13 protein-coding genes are annotated in these 13,576 nt (G+C 64.1%); 11 read left to right on the top strand and 2 right to left on the bottom strand.

All coding sequences use genetic code 11. From position 1 onward, the window contains the following. Positions 1 to 47 precede the first annotated feature (47 nt). The 3 genes from QMK22_RS14390 to ndk are packed head-to-tail and all read left to right on the top strand — an operon-like array spanning position 48 to position 2,286. Complete coding sequence (locus QMK22_RS14390) at positions 48 to 1,418, top strand: bifunctional folylpolyglutamate synthase/dihydrofolate synthase (RefSeq protein WP_283498387.1); 1,371 nt, start codon at positions 48 to 50, stop codon at positions 1,416 to 1,418. Further along, complete coding sequence (locus QMK22_RS14385; RefSeq protein WP_283498339.1) at positions 1,415 to 1,867, top strand: DUF4233 domain-containing protein; 453 nt, start codon at positions 1,415 to 1,417, stop codon at positions 1,865 to 1,867. The genes QMK22_RS14390 and QMK22_RS14385 overlap by 4 nt, the downstream gene beginning before the upstream one ends. Beyond that, positions 1,864 to 2,286 (top strand): nucleoside-diphosphate kinase, encoded by a 423-nt coding sequence (gene ndk / locus QMK22_RS14380; RefSeq protein WP_283498338.1) that lies wholly within the window; start codon positions 1,864 to 1,866, stop codon positions 2,284 to 2,286. Before QMK22_RS14385 ends, ndk begins: the two co-directional genes overlap by 4 nt. Before the next feature lie 65 nt (positions 2,287 to 2,351). On the opposite strand, the gene QMK22_RS14375 is transcribed toward ndk, so the two are convergent. After that, a complete protein-coding gene (locus QMK22_RS14375; RefSeq protein ID WP_283498337.1) occupies positions 2,352 to 2,951 on the bottom strand; it encodes a vitamin K epoxide reductase family protein in 600 nt (199 codons plus the stop codon). 301 nt (positions 2,952 to 3,252) lie between these two features. On the opposite strand from QMK22_RS14375, the gene QMK22_RS14370 reads away from it, so the two are divergent. From QMK22_RS14370 to QMK22_RS14355, 4 genes are read left to right on the top strand one after another with little or no spacing between them, the layout of a single operon-like run. Further along, positions 3,253 to 6,177 (top strand): ribonuclease E/G, encoded by a 2,925-nt coding sequence (locus tag QMK22_RS14370; protein ID WP_283498386.1) that lies wholly within the window; start codon positions 3,253 to 3,255, stop codon positions 6,175 to 6,177. 39 nt (positions 6,178 to 6,216) lie between these two features. Then, complete coding sequence (locus QMK22_RS14365; protein WP_283498336.1) at positions 6,217 to 7,257, top strand: permease; 1,041 nt, start codon at positions 6,217 to 6,219, stop codon at positions 7,255 to 7,257. A gap of 58 nt (positions 7,258 to 7,315) precedes the next feature. Beyond that, entirely contained in the window at positions 7,316 to 8,020 is a 705-nt protein-coding gene (locus tag QMK22_RS14360) for a TIGR03943 family putative permease subunit (RefSeq protein ID WP_283498335.1), read from the top strand. Then, positions 8,010 to 9,500 (top strand): hypothetical protein, encoded by a 1,491-nt coding sequence (locus QMK22_RS14355; RefSeq protein ID WP_283498334.1) that lies wholly within the window; start codon positions 8,010 to 8,012, stop codon positions 9,498 to 9,500. Before QMK22_RS14360 ends, QMK22_RS14355 begins: the two co-directional genes overlap by 11 nt. A gap of 73 nt (positions 9,501 to 9,573) precedes the next feature. On the opposite strand, the gene QMK22_RS14350 is transcribed toward QMK22_RS14355, so the two are convergent. Further along, positions 9,574 to 9,846, bottom strand: coding sequence for a DUF4031 domain-containing protein (locus QMK22_RS14350; RefSeq protein ID WP_283498333.1), 273 nt, complete (start codon positions 9,844 to 9,846; stop codon positions 9,574 to 9,576). Positions 9,847 to 10,074: 228 nt separating this feature from the next. On the opposite strand from QMK22_RS14350, the gene rplU reads away from it, so the two are divergent. The 4 genes from rplU (at position 10,075) to proB (ending at position 13,403) form a co-directional block, all read left to right on the top strand. Next, positions 10,075 to 10,383: a 50S ribosomal protein L21 gene (gene rplU, locus QMK22_RS14345; protein WP_283498332.1), complete on the top strand. Its 309-nt coding sequence runs from the start codon at positions 10,075 to 10,077 to the stop codon at positions 10,381 to 10,383. Positions 10,384 to 10,401: 18 nt separating this feature from the next. After that, entirely contained in the window at positions 10,402 to 10,659 is a 258-nt protein-coding gene (rpmA, locus tag QMK22_RS14340; RefSeq protein WP_283498331.1) for a 50S ribosomal protein L27, read from the top strand. A gap of 237 nt (positions 10,660 to 10,896) precedes the next feature. Next, positions 10,897 to 12,600: a GTPase ObgE gene (gene obgE / locus QMK22_RS14335; RefSeq protein WP_283498330.1), complete on the top strand. Its 1,704-nt coding sequence runs from the start codon at positions 10,897 to 10,899 to the stop codon at positions 12,598 to 12,600. Beyond that, positions 12,597 to 13,403 (top strand): glutamate 5-kinase, encoded by an 807-nt coding sequence (proB, locus tag QMK22_RS14330; protein ID WP_283498329.1) that lies wholly within the window; start codon positions 12,597 to 12,599, stop codon positions 13,401 to 13,403. Before obgE ends, proB begins: the two co-directional genes overlap by 4 nt. Positions 13,404 to 13,576: the final 173 nt, after the last annotated feature.

The raw sequence follows: 13,576 nt of genomic DNA, 5'->3' as shown, positions 1-13,576 counted from the left end.
GCGCCGAGTGGAAGAACATCACCGGCCGCGGCGACGACGAGGAGCCGATGAACCAGCCGGCCCCGCTGGATGCCTTCCGCGAGGCCGGCGATGCCGTCTTCGCCGAGCTGCTCCAGCGCGTGGGGGAGGCGCAGCCGCAACCGCGTCTGGCGCCGACCCGACGCGCCCTGGACTTTCTCGGTGACCCGCAGAACTCGTATCCGATCATTCATGTGGCCGGCACCAACGGCAAAACCAGCACGAGCCGCATGGTTGAGAGCATCGTGCGTGCCTATGGTTTGCGCACCGGGCTGCTGACTAGCCCGCACCTGGTGCGACTGAACGAACGCATCGTCATTGACGGTGAACCGATCAGCGACCAGATTCTCGCCGCCAACTGGGCGGATATCCAGCCCTACCTGCAGCTCGTCGACGCCGAACTGGAAGCGGCCGGCGAGGTGCCGCTGACCTTCTTTGAAGCGCTCACGGTGCTCGCCTTCGCCTGCTTCGCTGATGCGCCGGTGGACGTCGCAGTGGTCGAGGTCGGCATGGGCGGCGAGTGGGACTCTACCAACGTCGCCGATGGGCAGGTAGCCGTGTTCACGCCGATCGCCCTCGATCACACGCTGCGGCTCGGTAACACCGTTGCCGAGATCGCACGCACCAAAAGCGGCATCATCAAGCCGGCGGCATCCGTCGTCTCCGCAGCCCAGAGCGACGAGGTGCAGGCCGAACTGGTTCGTGCCGCGGAGCTGAGTGAGTCCACACTCGCGCGCGAGAACGAGGGCTTCGCACTGATCTCGAGCACCGTCGCCGTCGGCGGTCAGGTTATTTCGGTGCGCGGTCTCGCCGGCACCTACAACGAGCTGTTCCTGCCGCTCTACGGCACCCACCAGGCACAAAACGCGGCCGTCGCCATTGCCGCCGTCGAGTCATTCCTCGGTGCCGGCAGCCAGGCGTTGGTTGGCGATCTGCTGGCCGAAGGCCTCGGCAGCGCGACTTCTCCCGGTCGCCTGCAACTGGTCGGCATCGAACCGACCGTGCTCGTCGACGCCGCGCACAATCCGCACGGTGCCACGGCCCTTGCTGCCGCGCTCGAGGCCTACTTCGACTTCGATGAGATCGCCGTGGTGGTCGGAATCCTCGCCGATAAAGACGCGCGGGGCATCGTCGCCGCGCTGGCTCCCCAGGTCGACCGGTTCTACGTCACGGAGCCGCACTCGGATCGGGCCGTGCGCATGGATGACCTCGCCGACAATATCGCCGAGTGGACCAGCGACCAGGTCACCTTCCGCTTCGACGACCTTGCCGCGGCGCTCGACGGCGCCCGGGAGTGGGCCGCGCAGGCGCCGAAGCGGGCCGTGCTCGTCACGGGGTCGATCGTGCTCGTCGGTGAAGCGATCACCCTCGCCGCCGCCGGCGAATGGATGGAGAAATGACCGGTGCGACTGAGGGCGTGAATGCTGAGGGTGTCAACCCGGTCGGGGCCGGCCCGGGCCGATCCCGACGTTCGTCGGGCCCACGTTCGGTGAAACGCAGCCTCGCCACCATTCTGCTCGGGTTTGAGACCATTGTCGTGTTCCTCGGCGCGGTCGTCACCCTGGGACTCGTGTCCGTGGCGACCGAGCCCGGACCGGTCTCGCCGCTGGCCGTGGTGATCGGTGGTGTGCTGCTCTGCCTGAGCATGGTCGCCCTGATCGCGCTGCTCCGCTTTCGCTGGTCCTACTTCATCGGTTGGCTGCTGCAGGCGGTCATAATTGCCACCGGGTTTGTCACCCCCGCCATGTTTTTCGTTGGCGCACTGTTTGCCGCCATGTGGACCTACAGCATGATTGTCGGCTCGAAAATAGATCACACGCATCGAGATCAGTACAAGGAGATTAAATGAACACCCCGATTGAAGAAACCCTCGTTTTGGTCAAGCCCGACGGCGTGGCCCGCAACCTGACCGGTGAGATTCTGCGCCGCATCGAGGCCAAAGGATACTCGCTCGTTGATCTGAAGCTCGTCGAGCCGGACCGCACGCTGCTCGCGGCGCACTACGCCGAGCACGAGGGCAAGCCGTTTTACGAGCCCCTCGTCGAATTCATGGAAAGCGGCCCGATCGTCGCCTTCCGCGTTGCCGGAAACCGGGTCATCGAGGGTTTCCGTGCCCTCGCCGGAACCACCGATCCCTCGACCGCGGCACCCGGAACCATCCGCGGCGACCTCGGCCGCGACTGGGGCTCCAAGGTTCAGCAGAACCTCGTGCACGGCTCGGATTCCCCCGAATCCGCAGCGCGCGAGCTGGCCCTCTGGTTCAACTGACCCACAGGCATCTGAATGGCCCCGTCTCAGTGTGAGGCGGGGCCATTTCTGTATTCGGGGCCGGGCTAGAGGCGGTTCAACACATCCATGTTGACCTGAGCCACGATAAAAAAAACGATGTAGCACACGATGGTGATCACAAACAACCAGGAATACAGCGACTGCGCCACGCGGCGAACGGATGCCCCGCCGGGCAGGTTCCCCACCTTGAAGTTGTAGAGGGTTACGGCCAAAAAGGCCGGGATGGTTACCGCCCAGGTCACCATGCACCACGGGCAGAGCACATCGAGCACGAAGATGCTCTGTCCGATGAGCCAGATCACGAACACGATTGCGGCGAGCATGCCGAGGTTGAGGCCCACCCAGAACCAGCGTGCGAATTTGGCGCCAGCCAGGATAGCCATGCCGATCGTGATGACGACACTCCAGGCGGCGAGCCCGATCAGCGGGTTCGGAAAGCCGAGAATGGCGCCCTGTGGGGAGGCGAGGTTCGTGGCACAACCGATGAGGACACTGAAACTGCAACTGAGTTGCGCGTGTGGATCCTCCAGCAGGTGGATCTTGTCGAGCGTGAGCGCGAATGCCGCTGCAAAAGCAATGATCCCGGCGATTACGAGGAATATGGCGAGGCCGGTTGGACGCTGAGAACGCTCTGTCTGTGGCACGCTTGCGATTATGCCACGCGGGCGGCGTGGCTTTGTGCGATTACATGCGATAATCTTGGTAGTCGTTGAGCCGCGCTCAAGCAGACGCCAAAGAAGCTTAACGGGCAACAGTCGCCCGACATAAGGGTCCCACGACCCGAAGTTTTAGCAACCAGAGCACAGTCCTCGAGCACCAATATGGGGTCAAAGCCGGTTGCCGCAGTAAAACATTCGCGAGGTTTTCACGAAGGTGAAATTCTTGCACGAGAGAGTAACCGGTGGGTGGCGCGGTCGCCCACAGCGGTCAAGGAGCGCACCAGTGATGGTGGAAGACAACGAAAACAAGAAGCGCAAGGGCCTGTTCGGCACTCGCAAATCAGCCCGGAAGACGCCGGTCACACGGTCGAGCCCCGCAGCAGCCATCGAGGTGCCGGCGGCCATCGAAGCATCCGCTGTGCCGGCCCACGACGCTGAGCCGACACCCGACAGAGTGATCATTGCCGAGTACAACAACGTCACGGGAGCGCAGCAGATGAGCGACGTAACGCCTGAAAACCCCGAAGCTGACAAGACCGGCGACCAGGCCACGCCCCCGGTGCGCCCCTCGTTCTCGCTCCTGTTCCAGGCGCCGGAGATTCTGCCGATGCCCGCGCGTACCGGCATCCGTTCCTCGCAGCAGCACCCGCTTGATGACGACGAGGAAGAGGAGACGACGACGGTTCGCCGCCGAGCCCGTCGTCGTACCGGAGACGAGAACCGTTCCGGCACGGACGACCCCGCCAACACTGTCGTCAAGGTGCGTGCGCCGCGCGAACCCGAACTCATCACGGAACCTCAGCGCATCAAGGGGTCGACGCGCCTCGAAGCAAAGAAGCAGCGCCGCCGCGACGGCCGCGACGCCGGTCGCCGCCGCCCCGTCATTTCGGAGGCGGAGTTTCTCGCCCGCCGGGAGTCGGTCGACCGCCTCATGGTGGTGCGCGCCAAGCACAACAAGATCCAGATCGGCGTGCTCGAAGACGGCGTGCTGGTCGAGCACTACGTCGCGAAGAACCAGGATGCCTCACTCATCGGCAATGTGTACCTCGGTCGAGTGCAGAACGTTCTCCCGAGCATGGAAGCCGCTTTCGTCGACATCGGCCGCGGACGCAACGCGGTGCTGTACTCCGGTGAAGTCGATTGGGATGCCGCTGCCGAAAACAGCGGCAGCAACAACCAGGCCCGCCGCATCGAGCTCGCGCTCAAGCCGGGCGACAAGGTGCTCGTTCAGGTGACCAAGGATCCGATCGGTCACAAGGGCGCCCGGCTGACCAGCCAGGTGTCGCTGCCGGGCCGCTATCTCGTTTACGTGCCGAACGGTTCGATGAACGGCATCAGCCGCAAGCTCCCCGACACCGAGCGTGCCCGCCTGAAGAAGATCCTGAAGGAGGTGCTGCCCGACAACGTGGGCGTCATCGTGCGCACCGCCGCCGAGGGTGCCACCGACGAGCAGCTCACCGTTGATGTCGATCGGCTGCGGCTGCAGTGGGCCAGCATCGCCGAGCAGGTCGAGTCTGCCCAGGCTCCTGCCGAGCTCCACAGCGAGCCGGACCTGCTCGTCAAGATCGTGCGAGACGTCTTCAACGAGGACTTCCAACGCATGGTGGTGGCCGGTCCCGATGTGCGTTCCACGATTGAGAACTACCTCAGCCAGGTTGCGCCCGACCTGCTCGAGCGTGTTGAAACCTATGAGGGCGAGGTGGATGCCTTCGACGAGTTCCGCATCTCGGAGCAGATCGAAAAGGCCCTCGACCGTAAGGTTTGGCTGCCGTCTGGTGGATCGCTCGTGATCGACCGCACCGAGGCCATGACCGTCGTTGACGTCAATACGGGCAAGTTCGTCGGTAGCGGCGGAAACCTCGAAGAGACCGTCACCAAGAACAACCTTGAAGCGGCCGAAGAGATCGTGCGTCAGCTGCGCCTGCGTGACATCGGCGGCATCATTGTCGTCGACTTCATTGACATGGTGCTCGAGTCCAACCGCGACCTCGTGTCGCGGCGTCTGATCGAGTGCCTCAGCCGTGACCGCACCAAGCACCAGGTGGCTGAGGTGACCTCGCTCGGCCTCGTGCAGATGACGCGTAAGAAGCTCGGCCTGGGCCTGCTGGAATCGTTCAGCGAAAACTGTGAGGCCTGCGCCGGCCGTGGCATCATCGTGCACCACGACCCGGTCGTGAAGCACCGTCAGACGGCGCAGCCGCCGCAGGAACGCCGCCCGCGCGCGAAGAACGGCAGCACCGCCACCACCAACGGTGGGACGAACGGCGCCGGCAATAACGGTTCAGGCAATAACGGTTCAGGCACCAACGGTTCGGGCAACGGCCGCGATACCTCGGGTCAGCGAGACGGCGCCAGCACCGCCGGGTCGGATGCGCCCAAGGGCGGGCAGGGTACCCACGGCATCACGGAGGACGCGAAGCAGGCTCTCGCGCTGATTGCGGCGCGCACCATTACGCGCACCGGTTCCATCGCGATTGTTCCGGCGCCGAATTCTCCGGCAGCGGATGTTGACGCCACGTCGACCACGCCGGTCGCCGGGCCGGCCCGCACGGAGCAGGCCAGCACCGGGCGAATCAACACCGAGCACGCCAGCACGGATCAGGCCAGCACGTATCAGGCCAGCACGGATCAGGCCAGCACCGAGCCTGCCAACACAGAACAGGCTGGCACGGATCAGGGGAGCGCAGAGCAGGCCGGCAGCGTTCAGACGGCACCGGCCGGTGCCGAGCGTTCACGTGGCCGCCAGTCGCGTTCACGCGGCCAGGGCGGCCGCGGGCAGCAGTCGCGCTCGGAGCAGGCCCGCGCACGTCAGGCCAGCCTGGAACAGGCCGAACAAGCCAAACAGGCCGAACAAGCGTCAGCCACAGCCAGCGCCCCGGCCCGTACTGAGGTCGCCGAGCCGGTCGCGAAGCCGGTATCAGAGCCGATCGCCTTGGAGTCCAGTACAGAGTCCCGCAGCGGATCCGTCGACATTCTGGATCTCCCGGTGAAGAAGTCGACGCGCACCGCACGGCGTCCGAGCAAGCAGGTGACCGATGATCTGCTGGATTCGGTGCTCGATTCCCTTCCGGAACCAAAACAGCCCGGCCAGGGACGCGCGCGCAGCCGGCGCGTGACGACCGCCGGTGGTTCCACCGGTCAGGCCATCTTGACCGCGACCGGTACGTCGACATCGGCGTCGGCACCGAGTCAGCCGCCGCTCGGCGAGTAGGCCTGGCCGAGAACCGCGTCAGACGGTACCGCAATCAACGTGCACCCCCCGCTCCCGCGGCGATGGCCTTTCGGCCTCACCGCGGGGGTGCTGGTGGTACTCGCCGTGTTCGTCCTTCGGGCACTGGCGCCGCCTTACCTGGAAGAACAACTCAGCGGCTGGCAACTGCCCGATCGGGTGCAGGACACCCTCACGCTGGCGATCAGCGTCATTATCGAGTCGGTACCCTTCGTTTTTCTGGGCATTCTCCTCTCTGCCGTCGTGCAGGTGTGGTTGCCGCACGGTGTGCTCGCCCGGCATCTGCCGAAGAACCCGATTCTGCGGCGAGCGTCCATCTCACTGCTCGGCATGTTTTTTCCGGTATGCGAGTGCGGCAACGTGCCGCTGGCCCGCGGATTCATGGTCGGCGGATTCACCGTCTCCGAATCGATCACATTTCTGCTCGCCGCGCCCATTCTGAACCCCATCACCATCATCACCACGCACCAGGCCTTCGGATGGGACGGCCACATTCTGGTGGCCCGGTTACTGGGCGGGTTCCTCATTGCCAACGTGGTCGGTTGGTTGTTCAGTCAGCACCCCAACCCGCAGAGCCTGCTGACGACCCGGTTCGCCATCGCCTGCGAGGTCGGTTCGGGCAGCGGCCACGGCCATGAGCACGGTGGGCACGGCCGCGACAGTCGGTTCAGCCAGACCACAGAGATCTTCATTCGCGAAACCTCGGTCATTATGCCGGCGCTCTTCATCGGTTCGGGCGTTGCCGCCCTCACCCAGGTATTCATACCGCGGTCGGTGCTGCTCGCACTCGGTAGCAACCCGGTCTGGTCGGTGCTCGCCATGATGGCTTTGGCCTTCGTCGTGGCGGTCTGCTCCAACGTCGATGCGTTCTTCATCTTGTCGTTCGGCAGCACCTTCCTGCCCGGAGGTATTGTGGCCTTCCTGGTTTTCGGCGCCCTGATCGACATCAAGATGCTGGCACTCATGCGCACAACCTTCACCAGCCGCACCCTGGTGCAGATCACCGTCGTTGTGGGCTTGATGAGTGCGGCGCTCGGATTGTTGGTGAACTATGTCGCCTAGGCGAGTAGGCCCGAGGTCAGCCCGCCTGCGGTACTGGGCGGAGCGATGGCAGGGCATCATGCTCAGTCTCGTGGTCGTCGTCGTCACGCTCTGGCTCGGGCTGAACGATGAACTCGGGCTGTATATCCATCCGCGTTACTTCGTCTTCACGATCGTCATGGCGCTCGTTGGGCTGGTGCTGGTGAGTGCCGGTTTTGTTCGCCGCCGTTCCTTCGAAGTGGAGGATGCGGGCCGACTGGCAACGACCCTGACCGGTACCGGAATCGTGCTGCTTCTCGTTATGGGCGTCGCCATCGTCGTGGTGCCACCGACCACGTTGACCAGCGCGACGGCTACCCAGCGCGAGGTCAATTCCGGTGGACTCGGCACCGACGCCGACCAAACGGCGGCACTGATCGGCGCCGGAGACTTCGAGGAGCTCAGCGTGCGGGAGTGGGTGTCCCTGCTCGCCCAATCCACCGACCCCGCTTTCTACGCCGACAAGACCGCCCGGGTTACCGGGTTCGTAACGCCCGATGCCCAGGACCCCGACAATGTGTTCTACGTCGCCCGGTTCGTGGTGACGTGCTGCGCGGTCGATGCCCAGCCGATCGGGGTTCCGGTCTACCTTCCGGGCTGGCAGGCCGAGTACGAGATCGATGACTGGGTGCAGGTGACCGGGCGATTTGATCCCAGCGTGAGCGCCGCAGCGACCGATCCGCTCGCGCTCACCCCGGTGGAGATTCTGCCCGTTGACCAGCCGAATGATCCGTATGTCTACTGATTCGCTCTCGACCCGCTCGCTGCGACCGTTCACCCGAGCGCTGTGGACTCTCATCGGCGGTCTGGTCGTAGCCTGCCTCGCCCTGATCGCCGTGAACCTGCTCAGCGGACCCCGGCTCACCGCCGTCGACGTCGACACGACCGCCGTGGTGTCATCCCCGAACGCCCGCCTCGTGCTCGCGACGAACCGTCAGCTGGCGCTGGTCGCCCCGGAGCAGGTGAGCATCGAGCCGGACGCTGCATTTCAGGTCACAACGAGCGAGAACTCCGTCGTGATTTCCTTTGACCAGCCGCTCGCTTACAACACCGACTACAGGGTTTCGGTGCGCAACGTTGCCGGCTCCGCCGTCGACCGAGAATCAACGCTGAGTGCCGAGTTCAGCACGAGCGAACCGTCGATGCACTACCTCAGCCGGGGGACGGCGTCCACGGAAACCGGTACCCGGTCCGAAGACCGGATCCTGCGCACCACGACCGGTGCGAACGACACCGCGGTCGCATTCTCGGCCCCCGGCATTCAAGAATTCGTGCCGATCGGGAACGAGCTCGCCGTGGTCACGGTGATTGCAGACGAAGCCGGTGCTGACTCCACCAGTGCCGGCCTGAGCGAGGCCGTCCCGAGCAACGCGCTCTACCGCGTCAATGCCGACGGCAGCGCCGCGCTACTCAACCTGCCGGGAGTGGGCCTCGTGCGCGACCTGCAGGCTGCCCCCGGCCAATCTTTGCTCGGTTTTCGTTTCACGAGCGCGGCGGATGCCCCCGGCCCGCGCTACGAAAACGTGCTGTTCGTGCTTGATCTTCGCACCAATGCGGCTTCGGCCATGGTCGACCTCACGGGGGACCCGCTCAGCGTGACAACCTGGGGATTCATGGCGGGACGGGCCGAGATCGTCGCTCAGCAATATGACTCGACCCTGCTGCTGATCAATCCGCTTGACCAGTCGGACGGTGACCCACGCGAATCAGAGCCAGAACCGGCTCCGCCGATTCCGATCGGACAATTTGCCGACCTCACCTCGTTCGCTCCCGACGGCGTGCGTATTTCCGTTTCCGACCGCGACGGGCAGTACGTGCTCGACCTCTCGAACGGTACCGAGTCGATCGTTGCGCCGCAGAGCGTGGAGGGCACCAATCGGTACACCTCGGAACTGCGTTTTCTCGCCGGGGGAGATGGCTACGTGCAACGCATCGCCGAGTTTGACCCGGAGACCGGCTCGGTGCAGCACCACCTCTCGCTCGTGCGTGGAGGCGAGGCGCGCACCGTGTACGCGCCGGCATCCGCTACCGAAACCATAGTGGGTTTCGAGCTCTCGCCGAACGACCAGTATTTGGCCGTGCAGATCGTGCCGAACCGCGACACCGAGGTTTCCGACGGATACCCGGTGAATGCACAGGCAACGGACGCGACCACCCTGTTCGTGAACGTGGAGACCGGGCAGATGCGTCGCAGCGTGCTCGGTATCGACGCGACGTGGCGATAGTAGCCACACCGAGCTCAGTGCATCGATACGGCGGCACCAATCCGTGTCGCTGCTGCGGATTGCCGGCTGCGGCCTAGCGGCCGAGGCGTTGCCGAGCCGTCACGCGCAGTCCACTGGAGCGCAGCCGCACGATCATTTCGCGAAAGCTCACCGGCACGGCCCCGGCGGCGATCAAATCGGCGTAGCGGGCCTCAGGGACGTCGTAGTGGTCGAGATCAAACCCGCGTCGTGGGATACCGGCGGCGGCCGCAAAATCGTGCAGTTCGTCAAGATTCGAGTCGCTGACCAGGTGTGCCCACACCGTTCCGTGCGCCGGCCAGCTAGGCTGGTCGATAAGTATTGCCATGATTCAAGTCTACGAGCCGCAATTTGGTTCAGACACGCCGCGCCGTTGGTTTGACCGCGGGTAGCGGATCAGGTAAAGTCAACCCTTGGTGTGCGTTAGGAATAATCAACGCAAATACCGAGGTTTTCTGAGTGCGCTGGGCCAACCGGTCCGTGTACCGCAGTCAATTTACAGCAGTGAATTTTCAGATTCGGAGCCTTTGGGGCTCCCCAGAGATTGGTACGTAAAGTGGTTTACGCAGTTGTGCGCGCCGGAGGGCGGCAGGAGAAGGTAGAGGTCGGTACCATCGTGACGATGGACCGAATCAAGGCTGACAAGGACGGAAACGTCGAGCTGGCCGCCGTGCTTCTCGTCGACGGCGACAAGATCACCTCTGACTCGATGTCGCTGGCCAAGATCAAGGTCACCGCCGAGGTTTTGAACAACCTTCGCGGTCCGAAGATCGTCATCCAGAAGTTCAAGAACAAGACCGGGTACAAGAAGCGTCAGGGGCACCGTCAGGAGCTCACTCGCGTTCAGGTTACCGGCATCGCCTAGGCCTGAGGAGATAGACAGATGGCACACAAAAAAGGTGCGAGTTCCACTCGCAACGGTCGCGACTCGAACGCTCAGCGCCTCGGCGTGAAGCGCTTCGGCGGTCAGGTTGTCGGCGCGGGCGAGATCATCGTTCGTCAGCGCGGCACGCACTTCCACCCCGGCATCAACGTCGGCCGTGGCGGCGACGACACGCTCTTCGCCCTCGAAGCCGGCTCTGTGCAGTTCGGTGCCAAGGGTGGCCGCAAGGTCATCAACATCGTGGTGGCGGCCGAGTAGGTTTCCACAGCACAGCTGGTTCAGCGCATCGTCAGGGCGGGCTTCGGTCCGCCCTGACGTGTTTGTGCGTCACAAGCTGGGCGTGCACCGGGCAGCCTAAGCGCCCGTCGAGCACCGGACTTCGATCTACCGCATTTTGTTTTACCGCACATCGTGCACCGCACTTCGTTGCGCCGCACTTCGTTTCATAGCATCGTGTTTTGAAGCACTTCTTGCGCCACCTGAAAGGGGCACTCCATGGCCACATTCGTTGACCACGTGACGCTGCATTTACGAGCGGGCAATGGAGGAAACGGATGCGTTTCGGTCAAGCGCGAGAAGTTCAAGCCTCTCGCCGGCCCTGACGGCGGTAACGGCGGCAGCGGTGGCGACCTGGTTCTCGTGGCTGATCCCAGCACGACGACCCTGCTCGGCTACCACCGCTCACCGCACCGCAGCTCCGACAACGGTGGCCCAGGAATGGGCGATCACCGCAATGGGCACAACGGTGATATGCGCGAGCTCATGGTGCCGATCGGCACCGTCGTCAAGGATGTGGAGGGCAATCAGCTCCTCGACATGAATGAACCCGGGCTGCGCCTCATCGTCGCGCCCGGCGGCCAGGGTGGACTCGGCAACGCGGCTCTCGCCTCGACCAAGCGCAAAGCTCCCGGCTTTGCTCTGCTCGGCACGCTCGGCTGGGAAGGCGATGTTTATCTTGAGCTGAAGACCGTCGCGGACGTCGCGCTGGTCGGGTATCCCTCGGCCGGCAAGTCCAGCCTGATCGCTGCCATGAGCGCGGCCAGGCCCAAGATCGCGGATTACCCCTTCACGACGCTGCACCCCAACCTTGGCGTCGTCGAGTCGGGAGAGTCGCGGTACACCATTGCCGACGTTCCCGGGCTGATTGAGGGCGCAAGCGAGGGCAAGGGACTTGGCCTCGAGTTTCTCCGCCACGTTGAACGCTGCACCGCTCTGCTGCACGTGCTGGATTGTGCCACGCTCGAGCCCGGACGTGACCCGATCAGTGACCTCGATGTCATTCTCGGCGAACTGGACGCCTACCCGGTGCCCGATGGCCAGAAGCCGCTGTTGCAGCGTTCCCAGCTGGTGGCCTTGAACAAGATCGATGTGCCGGAAGGTCGCGAACTCGCGGCTTTTGTCAAGGCCGACCTCGAAGCCCGCGGCTACCGCGTATTCGAGATTTCCAGCGTGACCCACGAGGGGCTCAAGCAGTTGAACTACGCCCTCGCTGAGGTCGTAGAACAGGGACGCGCCGAGGCTGCTGCAGCCGAAGCGAAGAAGCCGCGCATTATCATCCGGCCCAAGGCCGTCGATGAGGGTGGCTTCGTCATCAAGGTTGAGGGTGGCACGTTCGGCAATATCTACCGCATTCTCGGTACCAAGCCGGAACGCTGGATTCAGCAGACCGACTTCACCAACGACGAAGCCATCGGCTTCCTCGCCGACCGGCTCGCCAAACTCGGTATCGAGAACGAGCTGTACAAGTCGGGTGCCATTGCCGGTTCGACAGTGATCATCGGCCCGGGCCACGGTGTCGTCTTCGACTGGGAGCCCACGCTCACCTCGACCGCCGAACTCATCACCGCTCCCCGCGGATCCGACCCTCGCGTTGACGAGCCCAAGCGCCGCACCAGCAATGAGCGCCGGGAAGAGTACTTCGGTCGGATGGACGCCAAGTCCTCGGCCCGCGCCGAACTCATTCGTGAGCGCGAAGCCGGCATGTGGCAAACCGGTGAAGAAGAATACAACGAAGACGTGCGCCTCGCGGATGTCGAGTTGATGGCAAATGGGGCCGTCGCCGCGGACAAAACGGCAACCGACGCCGCCGCGACCGACGCGCTCGAAGTCGACGCCGCCGCAACCGATGCGGCCGAAACCGATGCAGACCAAACCGATGCCGATATTGATAATGACACAACGGAAGAAGTAAAGAAGTGAGTGGTTTAGCCAGAGATAATGTAGCGCGCGCGAAGCGGGTCGTCGTAAAGGTCGGGTCCTCCTCGATCAGTGGCGAGAACTCCGACCAGATCACGCCCCTGGTTGACGCCCTCGCCGAGGCCTATGGCCGCGGTACCGAAGTTGTGTTGATTTCTTCCGGCGCCGTGGCGACCGGGATGCCGTTTCTCAACCTCGACGAACGTCCCAGCGACGTCGCCACCCAGCAGGCGGCTGCCGCCGTCGGTCAGAACGTGCTGATCTTTCGTTACCAGGAGAGCTTGGATCGCTACGGCATCGCCGCCGGCACCGTGCTCCTGACCGAGGGTGACGCCCTCAAGGAACCGCACCGCAGCAACACGCGGCGTGCGCTTGAACGCCTGCTCGACCTGCGCATCCTGCCCGTCGTCAACGAGAACGACACCGTGGCCGTCTACGGTTTGCGGTTCGGTAGCAACGACCGCCTGGCGGCGCTCGTGGCAACCCTCATCCACGCCGACCTGCTGATCATGCTCAGCGACGTCGACGCGCTTTACACCAAGCCGCCGCACCTTCCCGGGGCCGAGAAGCTCGATTTCATCTCTGCTGATGACCCGCTGGACACCTTCGAATTCAGCGCGACCGGAGCGACCGGCGTTGGAACCGGCGGGGCGAGCACCAAGGTCGTCGCCGCCCGTCTGGCTACCAAGGCAGGAACAGCCGTTCTGGTCACCTCGACCGAGCTGGCAGCCGCTGCCCTGCGCGGCGAGCACGTGGGTACCTGGTTCGAACCGACGGTCAACGAAGAACGTCGCGCGCTGCTGTAACCCGCTGCTGTAACCGCTGCTGTACCCGTCCGGCTTGCTGCAGGAACCCCCGGCTGTGACCTGTCGGCCTGACCGGGTGCGCTAAACTGCCGTTGGCCGCGTTGCGCGACCATAATTCGCGCCGGAGGGCCAGTTGCTTGTGGGGTTGCACGTTGTGAGTGTTGTCGTTCGTG

Source organism: Cryobacterium sp. PH29-G1, assembly GCF_030063365.1.
Lineage (GTDB): Bacteria > Actinomycetota > Actinomycetes > Actinomycetales > Microbacteriaceae > Cryobacterium.
Note: the sequence above shows the minus strand (reverse complement) of the source record. Positions and strands in the feature narration are given on the sequence as shown.